Source organism: Corynebacterium otitidis ATCC 51513 (assembly GCF_000296405.1).
Taxonomy (GTDB): domain Bacteria; phylum Actinomycetota; class Actinomycetes; order Mycobacteriales; family Mycobacteriaceae; genus Corynebacterium; species Corynebacterium otitidis.
Genome location: NZ_JH815192.1, coordinates 395,989 through 416,959, shown reverse-complemented (window position 1 = coordinate 416,959; position 20,971 = coordinate 395,989). Strand labels below are relative to the sequence as shown.

Here is a 20,971-nt window from a genome sequence, read left to right as displayed (position 1 = left end):
CGGGTCCCGAATAGCAGAAGGCCGCCGCCGGCAGTCCCGGCGGCGGCCTTCTTCTCTGCACGCGCTAGAGGGTGAGCGTGCCCGCGGCGAGCCCCCACACGCCCGCGGCCGCGGCCGCGACGACGAGCGCGAGGACGAACCACTCGAAGGGGTTGAAGACCTGCTCCCCGCGACGCCGCCTGGTCCACACGTAGGGCACGAGGCCGGGAAGGATCGCCAGGCAGCCGAAGAGCACGTAGCGCGGCTCCGCGGCGTAGAACAGCCACAGCGAGTACACGAGCGCCAGCAGACCGACGAGCCCGTGGATGCGGTTGTCCTTCGCACCGATGGTGGGCCCGCGCAGGTCGACGCCCGCCTGGGTGGCGAGCCCCCGGCCGCGCACCGCGAGGAGGAGCAGGTACAGCGCGGAGAAGAGGTACGGCACGAGGTAGAGCACCGTCGCGAGCTGCACCATCTGGATATAGGTCGTCTCGTTGAAGTAGAAGACGACGATGATCGCCTGGATGACGATCGTCGACGCGAGCTGCGCCGACCACGCCGAGCCGCGCCGGTTCACCTTCGAGAGGAACTTCGGCAACAGCCCGTCGGTGGCCATGAGCATGATCGGCTCGGCGCAGAGCATCTGCCAGGAGACGTAGGCGCCGAGCACGGAGATGCACAGCCCCGCCGAGACGAGCGCCCCGCCCCACGGGCCGACGACGGCCTCGAGGACGGAGGCCATGGAGTTGTCCGGCAGGGCGGCAAGCTCGTCCTGGGAGAGCACCCCGAACGACAGCGTCGAGACCGCGACGAGCAGCCCCAGCACCGAGAGGAACCCGATGACCGTCGCGCGCGACACGTCGCGCCGCGAGCGCGCCTGCCGCGAGTACACGGATGCGCCCTCGATGCCGATGAACACCCACACGGTGAAGAGCATGATGCCCTGCACCTGGTCGAAGACCCCGCCGACCGAGTCGGCCTCAAGCCCCCAGAAGTCGTCGGCGAACGTCTCCCAGCTAAAGCCCAAGAACGCGGTGAGCACGATGAACGCGAGGATCGGCACGACCTTCGCGATCGTGGTGACCGCGTTGAGGATCGCGGCCTGGCGCACACCCACCGCGAGCACCGCGAAGACCACCCACGTCAGTGCCGAGGCGGCGATCGCCAGCCCCAGCGGGTTCGTGCCCGAGAGCCCCGGCACGTAGTAGCCCACGGTGCTGAAGAACAGCGTCGCGTAGCCCACCTGCGCGATGACCGAGCCCAGCCAGTAGCCCCAGCCCGAGGCGAAGCCGATGAAGTCGCCCAGGCCCGCGCGCACGTAGGCGTACACGCCCGAGTCGAGGTGCGGCTTGCGGCGCGCGAGGATGTGGAACACGAACGCGATGGAGAGCATCCCCACCCCGGAGACCACCCAGCCGATGAACATCGCCCCCGGCCCGGCCACCGAGGCGATATTTTGCGGCAGGGAGAACACCCCGGCGCCGACCGTGGAGCCGATGATGATCGCCACGAGCGTCCACAGCGGGACGCCCCGGCGCGTGGTTTGCGCGGACCCTGAATTCACCCGCCCTACGCTAAAGCACGAGCCCCGCGCGGCGGGCGAGCGGGGGCTATCGTTGGGGGCGTGCCGGTACTGCTCATCGACGACGACCTCGAGCCCCAGTTGCCCGCCCGGCTGCTCGCCGCGGGCCCCTGGCGGCTTGCCCCCGAGTCGGACGTGCCGAAGCCCCTGGTCGTGCTGCTCGAGGAGGCGCTTCGCGCCGGGCGCGGCGCGCCAGGCGACGGCGGCGGGGAAGCGGCGGCGCTGCCCGCGACGACCGATCCGCAGCGCGCCGACGCCCTCGCTGGGGGAGGGGAGGTCGTCGACTGCCGCCGGCCCGTCGACCGGGCGGTCGCGGTCATGGCCGAGGCGCGCCGCCGCGGCGAGTGGGAGCGCGCCCAGACCCACGAGAGCCTGCTCGCCTACCTCGACGAGGAGGCCGGCGAGTTCGCCGACGCGGTGCGCGCCTGGGACGGCGGCGACGACGCGGAGCTCAAAGGGGAGCTCGCCGACGTGTTCCTCCAGGTGCTTTTCCACGCCGCGATCGCCGCCGAGCGCGGCTCCTTCACCCTCGGGGACGTCGCCGACTCCTTTACCGAGAAGATGCGCTCGCGCGCTCCCTACCTCTTCGACGGGTCGAGCGGGATTATCGACGCGGAGTCTCAAGAAAAGCTGTGGGCGGCTGGCAAAAACGCAGCGCAGCGGAGGATTCCCCGCCTTTAAGGAACGGGCCCTACACTTAGCCAACCATGACTCGCTCCGCCGCCTCCCGCCGCCCCGGGCTCGGCTGCGCGGCGGTGCTCGGCCTCGTCCTGTTCGTCGCGCTCGTCGCCTGGCTCGTGCTCGTGCAGCCCCGCGTCTTCGGCGCCGCCGGGCGCGGCGCCCTGCCGCCCAACGTGCCGCCCGTCGAGCCCGAGGACGTGCCCGCCGTCGACATCCACGCCGAGGGCCGCACCGCCGAGCAGCTTCGGGAGTGGTCCGAGCCCATCTCCAAAGACACCGAGATCCCCGGCCAGGCGCTGCGCGCCTACGCCAACGCCGAGGCCGTCGCCCGCGAGGCGTGGCCCGAGTGCCACCTGCGCTGGAACACCCTCGCCGGCCTCGGCCAAATCGAGACCCGCCACGGCTCCTACACCGGCGGCCTGTTCAACATGGGCGAGCTCGACGAGGAGGGCCGCGCCGACCCGCCGATCTTCGGGCCCGCGCTCGACGGGCGCCCCGGCTTCGCCGAGGTCCCCGACACCGACGGCGGGGAGCTCGACGGGGACGACGAGTACGACCGCGCGATGGGACCCATGCAATTCATCCCCGAGACGTGGCGGCTCTTCGGTCTCGACGCGAACGGCGACGGCGTCGCCGACCCGCAGCAGATCGACGACGCCGCACTCAGCGCCGCGAAGATGCTGTGCAACGGGCGCGACCTCGCCGACCCGGAGGACTGGTCCGACGCGATCTTCGGCTACAACCAGTCCGGCGAGTACCTCACCGACGTGCGCGACGCGGCCAACGCCTACGGCACGCGCCAGCCAGCGCCCTAGCCCCGGCAGGCCACCCCCGCCCGCGCGCCGGGGCCGGCGAGACGCCGGCGGCGTGCGAGAATGTCCCCGCAACCGATTCCCGGCGCCGGCGCCCCTCGAGAGGGGCGGGGGCTACCGGGGCCGGCCGCGCGGCGCGGGGCTGCTGTTTTTGCTGCCCGGGCGTCGGCCGGCGCGTTCCGTCAACCACCGGTTTTGTTGAGAGCAAGGAGGCCATCAGTGGCTGAAATTCTGCACGTCTTCGCCCGCGAGATCCTCGATTCCCGCGGCAACCCCACCGTCGAGGCCGAGGCGCTCCTCGAGGACGGGGCGCACGGCGTGGCCGCGGTGCCCTCCGGGGCGTCGACCGGCGTGCACGAGGCCCACGAGCTGCGCGATGGCGGTGGCCGCTACCTCGGCAAGGGCGTCCTCGACGCCGTGGAGAACGTCAACGAGACCATCGCCGACGCGCTCGCCGGGCACGACGCCGAGGACCAGCGCGTCGTCGACCAGGTGCTCCTCGACCTCGACGGCACGGACAACAAGTCGAGCCTCGGGGCGAACGCCATCCTCGGCGTCTCGCTGGCGGTGGCGCGCGCCCAGGCGGAGTCCGCCGGCCTGCCGCTGTACCGCTACGTCGGCGGCGCGAACGCCCACGTGCTGCCCGTGCCGATGATGAACATCCTCAACGGCGGCGCCCACGCCGACTCCGGCGTCGACGTGCAGGAGTTCATGATCGCCCCGATCGGCCTGCCGAGCTTCCGCGAGGCGCTCCGCGCCGGCGCGGAGGTCTACCACGCGCTCAAGAGCGTGCTCAAGGACAAGGGGCTGTCCACCGGGCTCGGCGACGAGGGCGGCTTCGCGCCGTCGGTGGGCTCCACGAGCGAGGCGCTCGACCTCATCGTCGAGGCGATCGAGCGCGCCGGCTACGAGCCCGGCTCCGAGGTCGCGCTCGCCCTCGACGTCGCCTCCTCCGAGTTCTTCAAGGACGGCTCCTACCAGTTCGAGGGCAAGAGCCTTAGCGCCGAGGACATGGCCGGCGTCTACGAGCGGCTCGTCGCCGACTACCCGATCGTCTCCATCGAGGACCCGCTCCAGGAGGACGACTGGGACGGCTACGTCGAGCTCACCAAGCGCCTCGGCGACAAGGTGCAGCTCGTCGGCGACGACTTCTTCGTCACCAACCCGAAGCGCCTCGCCGAGGGCATCGAGCGCGGCGCGGCGAACGCGCTGCTCGTCAAGGTCAACCAGATCGGCACCCTCACCGAGACCCTCGACGCCGTGGAGCTCGCGCACCGCAGCGGCTACCGCACGATGATGTCGCACCGCTCCGGCGAGACCGAGGACACCACCATCGCGGACCTCGCGGTCGCACTGGGCAGCGGCCAGATCAAGACCGGCGCGCCGGCGCGCTCCGAGCGGGTCGCGAAGTACAACCGGCTGCTGCGCATCGAGCAGGAGCTCGGCGCCGCCGCCCGCTACGCCGGGCGCGACGCGTTCCCCCGCTTCCGTCCGCAGTCCTAGGAACGGACGCCCCGCCGCCGGCCCGCCCGAGAGGAAGGATCTCCCCTCAGGAGGGCCGGCGCACGTCCAGGGCGATGGTGCGGTCGGCCTGGCCGACGACCCAGGGGTCGTGGCTGACCATGAGCACGCCCGCCCCACCTTCCGCCAGGCCCCGCAGCAGGCCGAGGATGACCGCCGCGTTGTCCCTATCCAGCGAGGCGGTCGGCTCGTCGGCCAACACCACCGGCGGGCGGCGCACCAACACCCGGGCCAGAGCGACGCGCTGCTTCTCCCCGCCGGAAAGCTGAAACACCCGATCGCCCTCCCGGCCGGCGAGACCTACTTTTTCTAGCGCCTCGGTGATCGCGGCACTCTTGTCTTTCCGTCGGGTGGTGACCGGCAGTGCGAGCGCGAGGTTGTCGGCCACGGTGTCCTGATCGATCAGAGCGAAGTCCTGAAACAGATAGCCCAGCAGCTCCCGCCTCGCACGTCGTGCTGCCCGTCCCCGGATGCGGTCGAAGCTCCTCCCGGTCAGCGCGATGGTGCCCTGATCGGGCCGGTCGATGAGGCCGATGCAGTTGAGCAGCGTGGTCTTGCCGGACCCGGACGGGCCGGTGATGCAGGCCAGCTCGCCGGGGTTCACGGCGAGGTCGAGGCCCCGCCACAGGGTACGTTGCCCGATGGTCTTGGCGAGACCCGTTGCCGAAATGATCGGTGAGACGGAGGTCATGCCTGTCTCTCCCTTCTAGGGCGGTTGATCACGATGGCGAGCCAGAGCGCGGACGACGCGACGACGACCGCCGCCACGAGGCCGACCGCTGCGGGGTGGAACACGTTGGCGTGGGCGAATTCGTCGCTGACCGACGCGAGATACCGGGACTCCCGCCACGACCACAGCACGTAGCCAGCGGTGACGACGGCGACGATCGCTTCGAGCGCGACGAGTGCGGCGACGGGTTTGGTCCTCGGCACCCCGAGCAGCCAGTAGACGCGGTGGCGGCCGATGACGGCGCGGCGCACGGCCAGGGCGCACAGCACCGTCGCGCCGGCGAGGATGAGCACCGCGGTGAGGAGTCCGGCGAGCAGCGTGGCGAGCGTGGTGAGCGCGGTGCGGTGATGCCCGGCCCAGGTGGCGGCCAGCGGGTCCACGGCCTCGATGAGGGAGCCGGACTCGGGGTTTGTGGCGAGCCGGTGGGCGTTGGCTTCGCCGGTGATGGTCAGGCTGCCGTTGGAGACCGCGGAGAGGATCTCCTCGTCGTTGGGGAGGCGGCCCTCGGGGTAGACGAGGATGGGCGGCTCGTGAAGGGTGGCGCTAGGCAGCCACTCGGCCTGTCCCGCGTCCCACGTGAAGGCCGAGTAGCCGGAGGCCTCGACCACGCGGGGGCTGAAGCCCTCCTCGGCCGCCTCCTCGATCAGCCATTGGGCGGCCTGCCGCCCCGCCGCGGGGGACACCAGGATCACGCCGCCCGCCCGATCGTCGTCGGTGATGCCGAGACCCTCCGGGCCGGGCGAGAGCGAGCGCTCGAACGCGGCCCAGTTGTAGTGCAGCTCCTCCTCATCGTCCGGGTTGGGGGTCGCGCTGGCGAAGAGCACCGCGCCCTCGGCGTCGAGCTCCCTGACGGCGGCGGCGAGGGAGGGGACTGCCTCGTCGACGGAGGGGTCGTCGCGGGCGCCGGTGATGGCGAATCGGTAGACGTCGGTCACGGCCTGCCAGGCGGGTTTGTCCTCGCGTTGCCGTGCTACCTCCGCGCCGAGGGCCCCGGCCTCGACGACGAGCCCGGCGACGAGGACGAGGCTCAGGCCCCGAACCACGAGGTTCGAGCCAACCACCACCGGGGTTGCGAGCTTCCCGCGCAGCAGCTGGGGTATCGCCTGGGCGCGCAGCACAATGCGCGCGGCGAAAAGCCCCGCTGCCGCCGCGGCGAGGAAGACCGCCAGCATCGCCACCCAGGCGACCAGGTAGTCGGGCAGCGACTCGCCGCGCCCGGTGGCCGCCAGCCACGCCGGCGGCGCAACGGTGGCCACGGCCGCGAAGATCCAGCAGGGCAGCGGGGTGGCGGCGACGATCCGGGCGACGCTTGTGGCGACCGAGTCGCCGTGCAGCGCGCCCACGGCCTCCCGCTTCGCGGCGACCGTCGTGGCGAGGAACGCGACGACGGCGAGGGCGAAGACGGCAAGCGAGAAGAGCGAGCCGAACGCGCGCTGCCCGAGGAGGTAGGCGAGCCACTGGGAGCCGAACTCGAGGTAGTCGATGCCCCGCTCGTCGAGTGCCCGCGCGTAGCGCTCGAATACCTGCTGCCCGCCGGAGTGGTAGTAGGTCTGCCGATACTCCGCGAACGGCAGCTCGGAGAGCTCGTGGACCTCGACGGCCTCGCCGGGCGGCAGTCCCGGGTAGCCGCCCTCTTTCCAGCGCGCGGCGGTGGCGGAGTCGGCGTAGATGACGCGGGTGTCGGGGAGGTTCTTCTCCACGGTGAGGGTCTCGCCCGCGCCGGCGGCTATCCCGTCGAGCTCGCCGACGACGTCGTCGAAGGAGGCATCATCCCCCAGCGAGCGCACCTGGAACGCGCCGTCGGCGTGCAGCGGCTCGGCGCTCTGCAGGATCCACGCGGACCAGTAGCCGAAGAGGACCGCCAGCCCCGCCGCGAGCGTGACGGTGAGGGCCGGGATGGTTGTCGACCTGAGCGCGACGGCGGCCATGCCTAGCGACCCGCCGCTGGGGAAACCGGAGGGACGTCCCGGACGCGGCGGGGCGCCTCGTCGGACGAGTCGGTGATGCGGCGCAGCGCGCTGTTGTGAGGGAACAACCCCTCTCCCTTCGAGAGAACGCGAGGCGGCCGTTGTCGGCCGTGTACGGCTCGCTGTTGGAGGAAACATACCCCACTTTCGGCTGAAAAATAAGGCGTCGCGACGGCTGCCGTCCCCGGCCCGAATAAGAATTAGGGAAGATTAATATGCCGAGCTCATGGGCCGGCGCCGCGCGGGAAAATCAGCCGCCTTTTCGGGGGTCGGCGTTGGCGTTTTCGAAAGGCGACCATCGTCGTTCACCCGCCGGCCATCCTGCGTGCAAAAAGCCGCGCCCGCCGGCGGGGGAGAACCGGGAAGAGAAAGGAGAGGAGCGACAGAAGAGGCCCACCCCCGCGGGGGTGGGCCGGGCGCCGCCGAAAACGCGGCGTGGTCGGGTAGGTGTCGCGGCTACGCCGTGGCGTGAGCCTCGCGGGCGGCGCGGGCCTGGCGGCGGCGCAGCGCCGCGGTGGTGACGAGGCCCTCGCGGGGGCCGAAGAGGTAGACGACGAGGAAGATCGCCGCCTGCACGAGCACGATCGTGCCGCCCGTGGAGACGTCCAGGTGGAAGCTCAAGAACACCCCGGCCCACGTGGAGGCCACCGCGGTGAGAGGGGCGATGATCATCATCCGCTGGAAGCGGGTGGTGAGTAGGAACGCCGTCGCGCCCGGGGTGATGAGCAGCGCGACGACGAGGATGACGCCGACGGCCTGGGTTGCGGCGACGACGACGAGCGCGAGGCTCACGAGGATCGTCCAGCGCACCGCGGTGGTGTTGATGCCGATCGCGCGGGCGTGCTCGGCGTCGAAGGCCCACAGGGTCATGTCGCGGTGGCGCAGCAGGATGATCGCGAGCGCCACGAGTCCGAGGACGATGACCTGCAGCTGCGAGGCGCGGGTGATGCCCAACAGGTTGCCGAAGAGGATCTCCTGGAGGTTCGTGCTCGACGGCGTCACCGAGACGAGCACTAGTCCGAAGGCGAAGAGCGCGGTGAAGACCACTCCGATGGACGTGTCCGACTTCAAGGTCGTGTGCTCCCGCACCGAGCCCACCAGCCCCACTGCGAGGAGCGCGGCGATGAACGCGCCGATCGCGTAAGGCCAGTCGAGGATATAGGAGATCACCACGCCGGGCAGCACCGCGTGGGAGACCGCGTCGCCGAGCAGCGACCAGCCCACGAGGATGAGCCAGCACGACAGAAGGCCCGCGACCAGTCCGGTGAGCGAGCCGATGATCAGCGCCCGGGTGACGAACCCGTAGCTCAGCGGTTCGGTGAAGAGATCGAGCATCGCGGCGTTACTCGCTTTCGTGGGGCGTCGGGGAGGGGATGGGGCGGGAGGCGCTCTCGCGTTCTCTACGAACGCTTCGGGTCAGCGCCGAAGGCGCGAATGAGGTTGTCGCGGCCGATGACCTCGCTCGGCGGGCCGTCGGCGACGACGCGCCGGTTGAGCATGACCACCCGGTCGCAGAGCCTCGGCACCGACTCGAGGTCGTGGGTGGCGAGGAAGACCATCCGGCCGTCCGCGGAGAGCTCGTTGAGGAGCTGGACGATGGTCTGCTCGCTGACCTTGTCGACCCCGGCGAAGGGCTCGTCGAGGAGCATGAGGCTCGCGTCTTGGGCGATGCCGCGGGCGACGAAGGCGCGCTTGCGCTGCCCGCCGGAGAGCTGCCCGATCTGGCGCCCGGCGAGTTCCGTGAGGCGGGTGCGCTCGAGCGCGGCGTCGACGGCCTCGCGGTCGCGGGACTTAGGGATCCGCAGCGGGCCCATGAAGCCGTAGCGGCCGTGCATGACGACCTCGCGCACGGTGATGGGGAAGCTCCAGTCGACCTTCTCCGACTGCGGCACGTAGGACAGGGCGTTCGCCTTGAGCGCCGCGCCGATCGTGCCCGAGCCGATGCCGGGGTAGCGCACCGCGCCGGCGGTCGGGTGCAGCTGGCCCATGATGGATTTGAACAGCGTGGACTTGCCCGCGCCGTTGCCGCCGATGAGCCCGGTGATCTCCCCGGCCTTGAGGTCGAGGGTGACGTCGTCGAGGGCGAGGTGCGTGCCGTAGCTGACGCTTAGACCCTCGACGGCGACAGCGCTACTCGTCGCCCTCACCCGTGAGCCCCGAGACGATGGTATCCGCGTCGAAGGTGAGCAGGTCGAGGTAGGTCGGCGCGTCGCCGTCCTCCTCGGTCAGCGAGTCGACGTACAGGGTGCCGCCGTCGCGCACCTCGTGGTCGGCCTCCTCGATGACCTGCTCCTTCGGGCCGTCGTCGACGGTCGACTCGCAGAACTGGGCGGGCACCTCGTTCTCCTCGAGCCCTTCGACGGCGCGGCGGATGTTCTGCGGGGTGATCTCCTCGTCGGAGTTCACCGCCCAGATGTAGTTCTCCTCGAGGTCCGCGTCGCGCGTGAGGTAGCTGAACGCGCCCTCGCAGGTGGAGAGCACCCGCTGGTTCTCGGGCAGCTCCTCGAGCCCCGCGAGCATCTGCTCGCCGACCTGGGAGATCTTCTCCTTGTAGGCCTCGGCGTTCTGCTCGAAGGTCTCGGCCGACTCCGGGCGGTACTCGGAGAGCGCCTTGGTGATGTTGTCGACGTAGGTGAGAGCCTCCTTCGGGCTCATCCACGCGTGCGGGTTCGGGTGGTCGGTGTTCTCGATGTCGATGACGTCGACGCCCTCGGAGGCCTCGACGCGGGTCGCATCCGAGTCGACGAGCAGGCGGTCGACCCAGTCCTCGAGGCCCAGCCCGTTGGCGATGACCAGGTCGGCGTTCGCCGCGGCGGTGATATCGCCCGGGGTGGGGTCGTAGCCGTGGATCTCCGCGCCCGGCAGCGTCAGGGACGCGACGGAGAGCTCGTCGCCGGCGATCTCCTGGGTGATGTCCGCGAGGATCGTGAACGTGGTGAGCACGTCGACGTCGCCGACGTTCGCGGAGCCGCTCTCCTCGGCCTCGGTCTCGCCGCCACCTTCTGCGGCGGTGTCCGGCTCCTCGGCATCCGAGCAGCCCGCCAGAGCCAGGCCGGCGGACGCGGCGACCGCGGCGAGGACGGTGAGCCCGCGGCGCGGGGAGGCCGGGGCCTCGGAGTCCGGGGTCGGGAGGAAGGATCGAATCATGATGCTCTCCAACTAAGAAGAAAGTTCAATACGACTTAACTGAGCATAGCACCGGGCGGAACTGTGGCTTCCGGTCTCGACCGGTCCGGGGGAGCTGTGGGGCTGAAACCTGGCGGGCGCTCGCCGGGTCCGGGCGGGGCGGGGGTGAGTTAGTATCGGGGGCCATGCATCTCGACGAGCTCCCGGAGCGCTCCCAGGACTACCTCAAGCACATCTATGACCTTGAGGAATGGGCGGGCACGCGCGGCGTGGGGCTCTCCGCGCTCGCCGAGGCGATGGGGCAGCGCCGCTCGACGACCTCCGAGGCGGTCAAGCGGCTGGCGGGCGGCGGGCTCGTCGAGCACGCCCCCTACGCGGACGTGAAGCTCACCGAGCAGGGCCGCGGCTTCGCGATCCAGCTCGTGCGGCGCCACCGGCTCATCGAGACCTTCCTCGTCCGCGAGCTCGGCTACGGCGTCGAGGAGGTCCACGACGAGGCCGAGGTCCTGGAGCACGCCGTGAGCGACCTCTTCATCGCTCGCGTCGACGAGCGCCTCGGGCGCCCGGACCGCGACCCGCACGGCGACCCCATCCCCGACGCGTCGGGCCGCCTCGCGCCGGTCGACGACGTCGTCCTCTCCGAGGCCGCCCCGGGCCAGCGGGTGCGAGTCTCGAGGCTTCGGGACCGCGACGAGGAGTTCCTGCGCCACATGACCGCCCAGGGCGTCCTGCCCGGCGCGGAGCTGCGCGTCGAGGAGCGCCCCTACCCGCAGCTCGCGCGCTTCTCGGTCCTCAGCGCCCCCGAGGGCCACGAGCCGCCGGGCGGGCCGGTCGACATCCCGGCCGGCGCGCTCGGCGAGATCCAGGTCGAGCTGCTCTCCTGACCTCCCGCCCCGGGTGGCCGGGGCGCTAGGATGGGTCGGCGATGACAGGCAGCAGGCAGGAGCGCGGGCAGGCGCCGCGCCGCGGGGGCGGGCGGCCCAGGCGGGTCCCCGTTTCGGGCCGGGACCAGGCCCCGGCGAAGCGGCGGCGCCTGCCTCGGGTTCGCCTGGCGCGACTCTCGGCGGGCGAGGTCCTCATCTTCGTGCTCGTCTTCCTCGTCATCTTGCTCGCGGTGGCGAGGCCGCTGACGAACTACTTCGAGGGCCGCTCCGAGATCGCCCGCGCCGAGCAGGCCATCGAGGACAAGGAGCGCCACATCGAGGAGCTCGAGTCGGTGCTTTCCGACTACGAGTCCGAGGCCTACGTGCGAGAGCAGGCGCGCAAGAGGCTTTCCGTCGTGGGCGAGGGGGAGACCGCCTTCCGCATCATCGACCCCGGCATGGACGAGGCCGAGGGCCAAGGCGGCGAGGGAGGCGAGGAGCACCGCCCGTGGTGGCAGGTGCTCTGGGACTCCATCGCCGAGCCCGTGGAGCCGCTCGACGGCGAGGAGGAGGAGGCCCCCACCGGCTCGAACCTCCCGATCGAGGAGCCCCCGGCGCCCGAGGGTGAGGAGCCCGGCGGGAAGCCCGACCCCGGCGAGGGCGGCGGCGAGCCCGAGGGCGACGAGCCCGCCCCGCCGCAGGGCTAGCCCGCGATTACCCCGCCCGGGCCCGGCCCGGCGGCAGGCCGTGTGGGCGTGGAAGAATGGCCCCATGCACTCCTCCGACGAGTCCTTAGCGGCGGACCTCGACGTCGTCGCCGAGCAGCTGGGCCGGCGCCCCAGGGGCGTGATCGGGGTGGCGTATCGCACCCCCGACGGCCAGCCGGCGGTGATCACCACCGCGCCGAGGCTGCCCGACGGCACGCCGTTTCCCACGCTTTACTACCTCACCGACCCCAGGCTCACCGCCGAGGCCTCCCGGCTCGAGGTCGCGCGCGTCATGGCGTGGATGACCGACCGGCTGGGAGCGGACGAGGGGCTCGCCGCGGACTACCGGGCCGCCCACGAGCACTACCTCGCCAAGCGCGACGAGATCGAGGACTTAGGCACGGACTTCTCCGCCGGCGGCATGCCGGAGCGGGTGAAGTGCCTGCACGTGCTCATCGCCTACGCGCTCGCCGAGGGGCCAGAGAGGGTGCGGCTCGGCACCGAGGCCGTGGCGCTCGCCGCGGAGCACGGCGGGCTGCGCGGCACCGCGGTGTCCGAGGACTGGCCCACGACCGAGGAGCTGGGCATTAGCCTTTCCGACTTCGACTTCAGCAACGCGGAGGCGAACCGATGACCAAGCTGGCCGCCATCGACTGCGGCACGAACTCGCTGCGCCTGCTCATCAGCGACGTCGACCCCGTGGGCCGGCGCCGGGAGATCACCCGGGAGATGCGCATCGTGCGCGTCGGGCAGGGCGTGGACGCCACCCACGAGATCAACCCGGAGGCCATCGAGCGGGCCCGGGAGGTGCTCACCGACTACGTCGCCCGGATGCGCTTCGAGGGAGTCGAGCGGGTCCGCATGGTCGCGACCTCGGCGGTGCGCGACGCGAAGAACCGGGAGGACTTCTTTGCGATGACCGAGGAGCTCCTCGGCCAGGTCGAGCCGGGCGCCCGCGCGGAGGTCATCTCCGGCGAGGAGGAGGCGCAGCTCTCCTTCGACGGGGCGGTGCAGTTCCTGAAGCCCGAGCGCGGCCCGTTCTGCGTCATCGACTTAGGAGGCGGCTCGACGGAGTTCGTCGTCGGCAACACCGACGGCGAGATCTTCGGCTCCCACTCGACGCAGATGGGCTGCGTGCGGCTCAGCGAGCGGATCATGCGCGCCGACCCGCCCACCGACGCGGAGACGGAGATCGCCCGCGACTACATCCGCGAGCGGCTCTCCGAGGTGCGCGCCCTCGTGCCCGTGGAGAAGGCGAAGACGTTCGTGGGCTGCGCGGGCACGTTCACGACGCTCTCCGCGCTGGCGCAGGGCCTGGAGCGCTACGACCCGGCGGCGATCCACGGCTCGGAGCTCAACTTCGACGCGCTGCGGGTCATCACCCGGCAGCTGCGCCGCGAGGACTCGGCGACCCGCGCCCACAACCCGGTCATGCACCAGGGCCGCGCCGACGTCATCGGCGCGGGCGTCGTCATCGTCGAGGAGGTCATGGCGATGATCGAGGAGATCGCCGAGCCGCGCTCGTTCGTCATCTCCGAGATGGACATCCTCGACGGGATCATCGGCGACCTCCGCGCACGCTCGTAGCGGGCCGCCTAGTAGACTCTGATTCTCGGCGAGCCGCCGGGGCGCCCCGCGCCCCGGCGTAAGCGCCCGGCCCCCGTAGCCCAACTGGCAGAGGCGGCGGACTTAAAATCCGTTCAGTGTCGGTTCGAACCCGACCGGGGGCACCGTTGTCGCGGTACGCTTGATCGTTTCGGCTGCCGCTGTTTCTCCGCCGGCGCCGTTCGCCGCGCCCGCCCTGTCGCGCCCCGACCCGCGCGCCGCGCTCGGCGCGGAGCTTCGCGGCTTGTGCACACCTCTTTGGGGGAAGTGCGTCTCTGGGGCCGCTTATAATCCGCTCGATGTCGGTTCGAACGCGGCCGGACACCACGATCCTCCCTCACCAGCCCGGCCCGCCCGGAAAGTGACAGGCGTGGACGCCCGGCATCCCCGCCCGAGCCACAGGGCGGGCGCCGAGACGCATCGACGATCGTTTCCGTAAAACGATGGAGGCGGAGGTCTGATGCACAGCGGCAACCCCATCATGGGCCGCCTGGCCGGTGCGGAGCGCTACGCCGTCCGGGACGAGAACCAGGAGGGCTACCAGGGCTTCGGCAACCCCGCCGAGCCGGCCGCGCCCGCGGCGGCGCTGCAGGAGCGGGACCGGCCGCTCACCGTCGACGACGTCGTCATCACCACCGGCATCGCCCTGGCGGTCATCGTGGCCGCCGCGGTGGGCGGCTTCGGGCTGTCCACCGCGATCGGCGACGAACGCGTCGCCGCGGCGATCGGCCTGATCAGCGCGATCGGCGGGCTCATCACCGTGTGTGCCTGGTCGTCGAGGGGCAGCCACGGCTCCCGGCCGCGACGATCACCTTCGCGGTGTTCGAGGGATTCCTGGTCGGCAGCTTCTCGATGGCCCTCCTCGGCGAGGTCGACGGCATCCCCGACTCCGGCGTGATCATCACGCAGGCGGTCGTCGGCACGATCGGCGTGTTCGCGGGGACGCTCGTCGTCTACAAGGCCTCGACGAAAGACGTCGACGCGGTGGGCTGCCTCTTCCAGTTCCTGGTTCCCTTCATCGCCGGCCTGGCGGCGATCGTGCTCGTCAACGCCGTCGCCAGCCTCATCAGCGGCGGCGAGCTCGTCCCGTTCGACGGGGGAGAGGTTGGGATCGTCTTCGCGCTCGTGTGCATCTTCGGCGCCACGGTGAGCTTCCAGGTGGAGTTCGAGGTCATCGAGCAGCTCGTGCGCGCCTAGGCGCCCGCCAGGGAGGCGTGGGCCCTGGCGCTGGGGCTCTCGGTGACGCTGGTGTGGCTCTACATCGAGATCCTCATCTTCTTTGCGCACCTCACGCGCGACGACGACTAACCCCTCGCGCCGGCCGCGCCCGGGACGCACCTGCCCCGCGCTCACCGCGGCGGGCGCCCGCAGGCGGTGGGGGAGACCCCCGCGGCACGCCACCGGGATCCCGCGCCGGGCCCGGGCGGGGCTGTTCTTGTGTCGCCAGGCGGGAACTTCCGTCCCCTCCCACTCGTTGAAGCATGTGGACGCTAACTAGTTTCGCCCGCGACACTTCGCGGGCGCCGCAACGAACCAACGAACGTCCAGGAAAGGATGGAGACGGAGGCTCTATGCGCAGCAACAACCCCGTCATGGCGCGCCTTCCCGGCGCGGAGCGCTACACCGAGCAGGGCCAAAACCAGGGCTATCAGGGCTTCGGCAGCCCGGCCGAGCCGGCCGCGCCCGCGGCGCCGCCGCGCTCGCAGGACCGGCCGATCACCGTCGACGACGTCGTCATCAAGACCGGCATCACCCTGGCGATCATCGTCGCCGCCGCGGCGGTGAGCTTCGGGCTGTCCGTCGCGACCGGCAACCCGGGCATCTCCATGCTGCTCACGGGCGTCGGCGCGATCGGCGGGTTCATCACCGTTCTCGTCTGGTCGTTTAAGCGCAACTTCGGCTCGCCGGCCACGACGATCACCTACGCCGTGTTCGAGGGCCTGTTCGTCGGCGGCTTCTCGATGGTGTTCTCCGGGGTGCTCATCGGCAACGAGAACGCCGGGGCGATCATCGCGCAAGCCATCGTCGGCACGCTCGGCGTGTTCGCCGGCATGCTCGTCGTCTACAAGGTCGGCGCGATCAAGGTGACGAACAAGTTCTCCCGCGTGCTCACCGCCTGCATCGCCGGCGTGGCCGTGCTGCTGCTCGTCAACCTTGTGGTCAGCCTGTTCACCGGCGGGGGGCTCATCCTGCGCGACGCGGGCCCGATCGGGATCATCTTCTCGCTCGTGTGCATCGTGCTTGCCGCGCTGAGCTTCCTCCAGGACTTCGACGTCGCCGACAAGCTCGTGCGCGCCCAGGCGCCCTCGAAGGAGGCGTGGGGCGTGGCGCTCGGCCTCGCGGTGACGCTGGTGTGGCTCTACACCGAGATCCTGCGCCTCATCGCGATCTTCGCGCGCAGCGACAACTAGGACTCCCCGAGCCCCTCTTGGGCCTCCCCGCCGACCCGGCCTCAGGCCGGGTAAGGCGGGGAGCTTTTTTATGCCCGGCCCCGGCCGGGCACAGGCGAAGGGCCTGGGGACGCGGCGACGCCCCCGGGGAAATCACCCGGGGGCGTCGGAGAGTCGAAGCGGGGGGCGTCGGAGGCCCCGCGCGCCGGGGGAGCGGGCTCGCCCCTTAGGGGGCGACGGGCTCGCCGTCGATCTCGAGGACGGTGAAGAGCACCCCGTCGTCGACCTCGACGGGCTGGGAGACCTCGACCTCGACGTCCTCGCCGTCGAGGGTGCCGGTGCCGGTCGCGGACTCGTTGGTCCACTCCGCCCACTCGATGTCCTCGACAATGGCGTCGGAGTCGGTGCAGTCGGCCTGGATCGTGCTCGGGCGCACCTCCGGCTCCGCGAGGCAGGAGGCGTAGCGCGGGGAGGCGTTATCGCCGATCGCGGCGTCGGCGCCCTCGGCGTGGCTGGGGGCCGGGGCGGGCGCGTCGGTGACGGTGTCGACCTTCTCGGTGGAGGGCTGCTGGTGCGGCGGGCTGCACGCGGCGAGGGCGGCCGCGGCGGTCACCAGCGCGGCGGTGGCGGGGAGAAAACGGGAGTGCATGAGAAAAGACGTCCTTGTCTCGGGAGGCTGGTCGGGGCTGGGGAGCGCGAGGCGGCGGGGCCGGCTAGGCGCCGCGCGGGGTGGCGGCCTTCGCGGAGTCGTACGGCGCCGCCGACTCGATCGTCACCCGGATGGTGCGGCCGTTGGGCGCGGAGTACTCGCGGGTCTCGCCCTCGGAGGCGCCGATGATCGCCGCGCCGAGCAGGGACTGCTCGGAGTAGGTCTCTAAGTCCTTGTTGTCGGAAGCCGCGGCGCGCGTGCCGATGAGGAAGGTCTCCTTGTCGTCCTTGTCGTCGTTGTAGTAGACGTGCACGACCGAACCGACGTGGGCGACGCCCTCCGCGACCGCGGTGCGCTCCGTGGTGGAGTTCGCGAGGATCTCGGAGATCTGCTTGATGCGGGCCTCCTCCTGGTCCTGCATCTCGCGGGCGGCGTCGTAGCCGGCGTTCTCCTTAAGATCGCCCTCCTCGCGGCGCTCGTTGATCTCCGCGGCGACGACCGGGCGGTGGTCGATGAGCTCCTGAAGCTCCCGCTCGAGCTTCTCCTTCGTCTCCGGGGTGATGTACTGCTTCGGCTCGTCTGCCATGACACATCCTTTCCAACCGCGTGCTCGCCCCGGCTCTGGCTCCCGGGGCACTGACTGAGCGGCCATGCCACCTTAGCTTTAAGGGCCGTGGCCGGCCCCCGTCCGAGGGGCGGCTAAAAGCCCAGGTCAATGGCCGCAGATAGCAAAAACCCTAGCACATCAGGAGGCGTCGTCCGCCGCGGCGCGGGGCGGCACCTCGAGGTGCTCGGGAATCTCCGTGGAGCAGCCGTACACCCCGCCGGAGACCGGCACGTCCCGGGTGGGCAGCTCCACGTCGACGCTGATGACGCCCGGCCCGCCGGCGGGCACCGGCACCTCCCGGCGGCCCACCTCCGCCATCGAGTAGTCGAGCGCGGTGACGATGCAGTAGCTGTCGCGCTCCGGCTCGTCGCGCTCGATGTCGATGCTTAAGCTCATCGTGTCGTCGTCGACGCGCTCGAAGTTCGTCATCGTCGCGCGCACCGTCTGCTCGTCGCGGGTGAAGATCACCGCCGCGGACGCCGCCAGCGCGAGCGCGATGAGCACGCCGAGCCCGATGACGACCCAGCGCCCCGACGCGGCGCGCCGCCGGGAGCCGTAGCGGTCGGCGGGGGCCTTTGGCGGCTTAGCCATGGGGCGCTCCTTTCCGCGCGGGCGGCGCGGGTCGAACTGGGCGGGAGGGTTGCGCGGGCGCGCGACACTCATGATAAACCGGGCGTTTCATCCCGCGGGAACGCCGCCGGGCGGGCGGGGCGCGCGCCGGGGTTAGCATGGCGGGGTGGCGGCGGCGAGCGCCGCGCCCGCGCGGCCCCGGACCGCACCCGGGCCCGGCGCGGGTCCCGGCCCGAACGACGCGAAAGGACGACCTGTGGCGAGCGATCTTCGGCTCATGGCGATCCATGCCCACCCCGACGACGAGGCCTCCAAGGGCGCGGCGACGCTGGCGCGCTACGCCGCCGAGGGGCACCGGGTGAAGGTCGTCACCTGCACCGGCGGGGAGCGCGGCGACATCTTGAACCCCGCGATGGACAAGCCCGGGGTCAAGGAGCGCATCGAGCAGGTCCGCCGCCAGGAGATGGCCGCCTCCGCGCGGGCGCTCGGCGTCGAGCACGCCTGGCTGGGCTACGTCGACTCCGGGCTGCCCGAGGGCGATCCGCTGCCCGCGCTCCCCGAGGGCTGCTTCGCGCTCGAGGACACCGACGCCGCGGCAGCCCGGCTCGTGGCGCAGGTGCGCGAGTTTCGGCCCCACGTGCTCATCACCTACGACGAGAACGGCGGCTACCCGCACCCCGACCACTTAAAGGTCCACGAGCTCTCCATGATCGCGTGGGAGCGCTCCGGCGACCCCGACTACGCCCCGGAGGCCGGCGAGCCCTGGGAGCCGGAGAAGCTCTACTACACCCACGGCTTCCCCAAGGCGCGCATGGTGCTGCTCCACCGCCGGCTCATGGAGGAGAACCGGCCGAGCCCGTTCGGCTCGATCCTCGAGCGGATGGACCCCGACAGCGGGGACGTCATGGACCGGGTGACCACCCAGGTCACCTGCGGGGAGTACTTCCCGCGGCGCGCGGCGGCGCTCACGGCGCACGCCACGCAGATCGACCCGTCGGGCGCGTTCCTCGCGGTGCCCACCGAGCTGCAGGCCGAGGTGTGGCCCACCGAGGAGTTCGAGCTCGCGGGCTCGCGGGTGGCGACCTCCATCCCCGAGGACGACCTGTTCAGCGGCATCGACGAGCCCGCCGAATAACTAGGCCGCGCCCGGGCCGGCCCGCCGGGGCGGCGGATTCGGCGCGCCGGGCCGCCGGTCGTAGTATTTAGGCGATCCGCCGATCCGGGAAGGGAGAGTGGCGACGAGCCGATGACGACGTGGGACACAGTCGCTTTTTATGCGGGCGAGGCAGGCAGCGCCGTGCTCGCGCAGCAGCAGCGCGGCGGCCCGCTCGGGCCGGAGTTCGGCAAGGCCTCCCCGGTCGGCCTCTTCGTGCTCGTCGCGCTGCTCGCCGCGGTGCTGTGGCTCGGCTGGGCGTTCTACCGCCGGCACAAGCGCTTCGTGCGCCGGCGCGTCTTCGCCGAGCGCAACGGCATCGACCCCTTCGACCAGGACGCCATCGACAAGGCCATGGCCGAGGCCGGGATCCTCGACCGCGCGAAGCGCACGTGGATCTAGCGCCCGGAAGGAAATACATCCTCAAAAAAGAGACGCGGCGCACAGTGTCCGCATAATCGAACCTTAAAGCCCCCGGAAACGCCGGTTTCCGGGGGCTTTTGGCGTGCCGGGAGCCGGCTTTCGTTCGCTGCAAAACTTTTAGCGTATCAACCGTGTTGTGCCTTGGACAACATAGCGATTCGTCCGTAAGCTAGTTGCTAAGCCCCAAGAAAATGCTGCGGGATCATAGCCGTAGCCGTGGCCGGCGAGGAACCACCCCCGCGGGGGCTCTCGCCTCAAGGCCTCGCCGGGGTCCGTCAACTGTGGTTTGTGAAAGGTGTGCGGATTTTATGTCTCAGACCGGCCAGCCCGGCCAGAGCAGCCTGTTGCGTCGCCGGATCCTCTTCCACGCCATACCCGTCGGCATGCTGCTCGCGTTCGTGGCAGCCGGCATGGCGTCCGGGACGTTCGATACCTACCGGGCCCGCTACGACTTCGCGACGTCGGTGCAGACGCTCATCTTCGCGACGTACCTCTTCGCGCTGCTGCCGACGCTGCTGCTCACCCCGCTGATCCTGAAAAAGATCACGCCGATCCAGCTCTACGTCATCGGCATCTGCATGCTCGTCGTCGCCGACGTCGTGTTCGTCTCCTCGGCGGCGACGTGGATGCTCTTCCTCGGCCGCGCGCTGCAGGGCATCACCGTCGCGTTCCTCAACTCCGCCGCCCCGCAGCTGCTCATCTCGCTGCAGAAGCGCGGCTGGGGCCGGTTCGACGCGATGATCCTCTCGCTCGTCGCCTCGGGCGGCCTGGGCGTCGGCCTGTTCGGCGCGAAGGCGCTCGAGGGTAGCGCCGACAACATCGACCGGTGGCTCTTCGCGATCCACATCGTCATGACCATCGTGTTCCTCGTCGGCACGCAGGTCATCCGCCCCCGCGGGGAGGACGCGAAGCGCAAGGTCGGCGACTCCGCCGAGGAGAAGCAGAACCTCTTCGACTTCTCCGCGCCGAAGGAGCTCCACGCGAAGTGGATCTCCACCGCGGGCCTGGCGGCCGGCACGGTGTGGACCCTGGGCGGGCTCTACCTGGGGCTTGGCGGCCTCATCGGCGACACCGTCGCCCCGCCGATCGCCGCGTTCGTGCCGTTCATCTTCTTCATGGCGATGATGGGCGGCCAGCTGCTCACCCGCACCATGTCGAAGTCCATCTCCCAGCTGCTCATCTGGATCCCCGTCAACGTCGCGGGCGCGATCCTCACCGCCGCGGGCGTGGGCATCGCCTTCGCCGCCGGGGAGGCGTCGTGGTTCTCCGGGATCGTCGGGCTCGCCGGCGCGATGGCCGGCGGCGTGAGCCTGGGCATCATCTTCGTCGTCGCGACGGACATCTTCCCCAAGACCATCGACGACGACAAGGCCAGCAAGCAGACGGCGTTCTTCTTCGCGAAGACCTTCGCCGGCAACTCGCTGCCCACCCTGGCGGTCGGGCTGCTCTCCGACGTCATCGGCCTGCAGTGGGCGCTCGCGATCCTCGCCGCGGTCGTCACCGTCATGGGCATCGGGCTCATCGTCCGGTTCCGCTCGCTCGCCCTGGAGAACCGCCGCGTCGCGGCGCAGCAGGGCGACTAGACCCGCGGGGCATCGGCCGTCGG

General features: G+C 71.0%; 21 protein-coding genes, 1 tRNA gene and 1 pseudogene. 14 read left to right on the top strand and 9 right to left on the bottom strand.

The genetic code is table 11. The annotated features are described in order from the left end of the window. Positions 1-64: 64 nt before the first annotated feature. Positions 65-1,543, bottom strand: a complete 1,479-nt coding sequence (locus HMPREF9719_RS01850; RefSeq protein WP_038075044.1) for an amino acid permease — start codon at positions 1,541-1,543, stop codon at positions 65-67. Between the two features lie 60 nt (positions 1,544-1,603). Between HMPREF9719_RS01850 and HMPREF9719_RS09770 the strand changes: the two genes are divergently transcribed. From HMPREF9719_RS09770 to eno, 3 genes are all read left to right on the top strand, one after another. After that, positions 1,604-2,242 carry a MazG nucleotide pyrophosphohydrolase domain-containing protein gene (locus tag HMPREF9719_RS09770; protein ID WP_004600262.1) on the top strand — a complete coding sequence of 213 codons (639 nt, stop codon included), beginning with the start codon at positions 1,604-1,606 and terminating at the stop codon, positions 2,240-2,242. Between the two features lie 26 nt (positions 2,243-2,268). Next, positions 2,269-3,057, top strand: a complete 789-nt coding sequence (locus HMPREF9719_RS01840; RefSeq protein WP_004600261.1) for a lytic transglycosylase domain-containing protein — start codon at positions 2,269-2,271, stop codon at positions 3,055-3,057. Positions 3,058-3,273: 216 nt separating this feature from the next. Further along, positions 3,274-4,557, top strand: a complete 1,284-nt coding sequence (eno, locus tag HMPREF9719_RS01835) for a phosphopyruvate hydratase (protein ID WP_004600260.1) — start codon at positions 3,274-3,276, stop codon at positions 4,555-4,557. Between the two features lie 46 nt (positions 4,558-4,603). Here the strand turns inward: eno and HMPREF9719_RS01830 are convergent, their stop codons facing one another. The 5 genes from HMPREF9719_RS01830 to HMPREF9719_RS01810 all read right to left on the bottom strand — a co-directional run bounded on the left by HMPREF9719_RS01830 (position 4,604) and on the right by HMPREF9719_RS01810 (position 10,419). Beyond that, positions 4,604-5,266, bottom strand: a complete 663-nt coding sequence (locus HMPREF9719_RS01830; protein WP_004600259.1) for an ABC transporter ATP-binding protein — start codon at positions 5,264-5,266, stop codon at positions 4,604-4,606. Then, positions 5,263-7,233 (bottom strand): hypothetical protein, encoded by a 1,971-nt coding sequence (locus tag HMPREF9719_RS01825; RefSeq protein WP_004600258.1) that lies wholly within the window; start codon positions 7,231-7,233, stop codon positions 5,263-5,265. The genes HMPREF9719_RS01830 and HMPREF9719_RS01825 overlap by 4 nt, the downstream gene beginning before the upstream one ends. Positions 7,234-7,728: 495 nt before the next feature. Continuing rightward, the gene (locus HMPREF9719_RS01820; protein WP_004600257.1) at positions 7,729-8,607 is read right to left on the bottom strand and encodes a metal ABC transporter permease; all 879 of its coding nucleotides are present in this window, start codon (positions 8,605-8,607) and stop codon (positions 7,729-7,731) included. A gap of 65 nt (positions 8,608-8,672) precedes the next feature. After that, positions 8,673-9,419 (bottom strand): metal ABC transporter ATP-binding protein, encoded by a 747-nt coding sequence (locus HMPREF9719_RS01815; RefSeq protein ID WP_004600256.1) that lies wholly within the window; start codon positions 9,417-9,419, stop codon positions 8,673-8,675. After that, positions 9,403-10,419, bottom strand: coding sequence for a metal ABC transporter solute-binding protein, Zn/Mn family (locus HMPREF9719_RS01810; protein ID WP_004600255.1), 1,017 nt, complete (start codon positions 10,417-10,419; stop codon positions 9,403-9,405). Before HMPREF9719_RS01810 ends, HMPREF9719_RS01815 begins: the two co-directional genes overlap by 17 nt. Before the next feature lie 164 nt (positions 10,420-10,583). On the opposite strand from HMPREF9719_RS01810, the gene HMPREF9719_RS01805 reads away from it, so the two are divergent. The 8 genes and pseudogenes from HMPREF9719_RS01805 to HMPREF9719_RS01775 all read left to right on the top strand — a co-directional run bounded on the left by HMPREF9719_RS01805 (position 10,584) and on the right by HMPREF9719_RS01775 (position 15,984). Continuing rightward, positions 10,584-11,282 carry a metal-dependent transcriptional regulator gene (locus tag HMPREF9719_RS01805; protein ID WP_004600254.1) on the top strand — a complete coding sequence of 233 codons (699 nt, stop codon included), beginning with the start codon at positions 10,584-10,586 and terminating at the stop codon, positions 11,280-11,282. Positions 11,283-11,323: 41 nt separating this feature from the next. Continuing rightward, on the top strand, positions 11,324-11,968 hold the full coding sequence (locus tag HMPREF9719_RS01800) for an FtsB family cell division protein (RefSeq protein ID WP_004600253.1): 645 nt from the start codon (positions 11,324-11,326) through the stop codon (positions 11,966-11,968). Positions 11,969-12,032: 64 nt separating this feature from the next. Next, complete coding sequence (locus HMPREF9719_RS01795; RefSeq protein ID WP_038075046.1) at positions 12,033-12,602, top strand: DUF501 domain-containing protein; 570 nt, start codon at positions 12,033-12,035, stop codon at positions 12,600-12,602. Beyond that, on the top strand, positions 12,599-13,555 hold the full coding sequence (locus HMPREF9719_RS01790; RefSeq protein WP_004600251.1) for a Ppx/GppA phosphatase family protein: 957 nt from the start codon (positions 12,599-12,601) through the stop codon (positions 13,553-13,555). Before HMPREF9719_RS01795 ends, HMPREF9719_RS01790 begins: the two co-directional genes overlap by 4 nt. A gap of 69 nt (positions 13,556-13,624) precedes the next feature. Continuing rightward, positions 13,625-13,698: transfer RNA gene (locus HMPREF9719_RS01785), tRNA-Leu, on the top strand. Positions 13,699-14,033: 335 nt separating this feature from the next. Next, entirely contained in the window at positions 14,034-14,471 is a 438-nt protein-coding gene (locus HMPREF9719_RS09765; RefSeq protein ID WP_004600250.1) for a hypothetical protein, read from the top strand. Beyond that, positions 14,426-14,881 (top strand): annotated as a pseudogene (locus HMPREF9719_RS09760) (Bax inhibitor-1/YccA family membrane protein). Before HMPREF9719_RS09765 ends, HMPREF9719_RS09760 begins: the two are co-directional and overlap by 46 nt. Positions 14,882-15,144: 263 nt before the next feature. Beyond that, entirely contained in the window at positions 15,145-15,984 is an 840-nt protein-coding gene (locus tag HMPREF9719_RS01775) for a Bax inhibitor-1/YccA family protein (protein WP_004600248.1), read from the top strand. A gap of 205 nt (positions 15,985-16,189) precedes the next feature. On the opposite strand, the gene HMPREF9719_RS01770 is transcribed toward HMPREF9719_RS01775, so the two are convergent. From HMPREF9719_RS01770 to HMPREF9719_RS01760, 3 genes are all read right to left on the bottom strand, one after another. Next, positions 16,190-16,612: a hypothetical protein gene (locus tag HMPREF9719_RS01770; protein ID WP_004600247.1), complete on the bottom strand. Its 423-nt coding sequence runs from the start codon at positions 16,610-16,612 to the stop codon at positions 16,190-16,192. 64 nt (positions 16,613-16,676) lie between these two features. Further along, entirely contained in the window at positions 16,677-17,198 is a 522-nt protein-coding gene (greA, locus tag HMPREF9719_RS01765) for a transcription elongation factor GreA (RefSeq protein ID WP_004600246.1), read from the bottom strand. Between the two features lie 159 nt (positions 17,199-17,357). Beyond that, positions 17,358-17,810, bottom strand: coding sequence for a DUF4307 domain-containing protein (locus tag HMPREF9719_RS01760; RefSeq protein WP_004600245.1), 453 nt, complete (start codon positions 17,808-17,810; stop codon positions 17,358-17,360). Between the two features lie 256 nt (positions 17,811-18,066). Between HMPREF9719_RS01760 and mca the strand changes: the two genes are divergently transcribed. From mca to HMPREF9719_RS01745, 3 genes are all read left to right on the top strand, one after another. Next, positions 18,067-18,924: a mycothiol conjugate amidase Mca gene (gene mca / locus HMPREF9719_RS01755; protein WP_174269519.1), complete on the top strand. Its 858-nt coding sequence runs from the start codon at positions 18,067-18,069 to the stop codon at positions 18,922-18,924. 111 nt (positions 18,925-19,035) lie between these two features. Beyond that, positions 19,036-19,344 (top strand): hypothetical protein, encoded by a 309-nt coding sequence (locus tag HMPREF9719_RS01750; protein ID WP_004600243.1) that lies wholly within the window; start codon positions 19,036-19,038, stop codon positions 19,342-19,344. Between the two features lie 329 nt (positions 19,345-19,673). After that, a complete protein-coding gene (locus HMPREF9719_RS01745; protein WP_004600242.1) occupies positions 19,674-20,948 on the top strand; it encodes an MFS transporter in 1,275 nt (424 codons plus the stop codon). Positions 20,949-20,971: the final 23 nt, after the last annotated feature.

Excerpts from the sequence above, each read along its gene's own strand:
- HMPREF9719_RS01840 (WP_004600261.1), top strand. The coding sequence starts at position 2,269 with ATGACTCGCTCCGCCGCCTCCCGCCGCCCCGGGCTCGGCTGCGCGGCG.
- HMPREF9719_RS01830 (WP_004600259.1), bottom strand. The coding sequence starts at position 5,266 with ATGACCTCCGTCTCACCGATCATTTCGGCAACGGGTCTCGCCAAGACC.
- HMPREF9719_RS01825 (WP_004600258.1), bottom strand. The coding sequence starts at position 7,233 with ATGGCCGCCGTCGCGCTCAGGTCGACAACCATCCCGGCCCTCACCGTC.
- HMPREF9719_RS01820 (WP_004600257.1), bottom strand. The coding sequence starts at position 8,607 with ATGCTCGATCTCTTCACCGAACCGCTGAGCTACGGGTTCGTCACCCGG.
- HMPREF9719_RS01810 (WP_004600255.1), bottom strand. The coding sequence starts at position 10,419 with ATGATTCGATCCTTCCTCCCGACCCCGGACTCCGAGGCCCCGGCCTCC.
- HMPREF9719_RS01805 (WP_004600254.1), top strand. The coding sequence starts at position 10,584 with ATGCATCTCGACGAGCTCCCGGAGCGCTCCCAGGACTACCTCAAGCAC.
- HMPREF9719_RS01800 (WP_004600253.1), top strand. The coding sequence starts at position 11,324 with ATGACAGGCAGCAGGCAGGAGCGCGGGCAGGCGCCGCGCCGCGGGGGC.
- HMPREF9719_RS01795 (WP_038075046.1), top strand. The coding sequence starts at position 12,033 with ATGCACTCCTCCGACGAGTCCTTAGCGGCGGACCTCGACGTCGTCGCC.
- HMPREF9719_RS01790 (WP_004600251.1), top strand. The coding sequence starts at position 12,599 with ATGACCAAGCTGGCCGCCATCGACTGCGGCACGAACTCGCTGCGCCTG.
- HMPREF9719_RS09765 (WP_004600250.1), top strand. The coding sequence starts at position 14,034 with ATGCACAGCGGCAACCCCATCATGGGCCGCCTGGCCGGTGCGGAGCGC.
- HMPREF9719_RS01775 (WP_004600248.1), top strand. The coding sequence starts at position 15,145 with ATGCGCAGCAACAACCCCGTCATGGCGCGCCTTCCCGGCGCGGAGCGC.
- HMPREF9719_RS01770 (WP_004600247.1), bottom strand. The coding sequence starts at position 16,612 with ATGCACTCCCGTTTTCTCCCCGCCACCGCCGCGCTGGTGACCGCCGCG.
- greA (WP_004600246.1), bottom strand. The coding sequence starts at position 17,198 with ATGGCAGACGAGCCGAAGCAGTACATCACCCCGGAGACGAAGGAGAAG.
- HMPREF9719_RS01760 (WP_004600245.1), bottom strand. The coding sequence starts at position 17,810 with ATGGCTAAGCCGCCAAAGGCCCCCGCCGACCGCTACGGCTCCCGGCGG.
- mca (WP_174269519.1), top strand. The coding sequence starts at position 18,067 with ATGGCGATCCATGCCCACCCCGACGACGAGGCCTCCAAGGGCGCGGCG.
- HMPREF9719_RS01750 (WP_004600243.1), top strand. The coding sequence starts at position 19,036 with ATGACGACGTGGGACACAGTCGCTTTTTATGCGGGCGAGGCAGGCAGC.
- HMPREF9719_RS01745 (WP_004600242.1), top strand. The coding sequence starts at position 19,674 with ATGTCTCAGACCGGCCAGCCCGGCCAGAGCAGCCTGTTGCGTCGCCGG.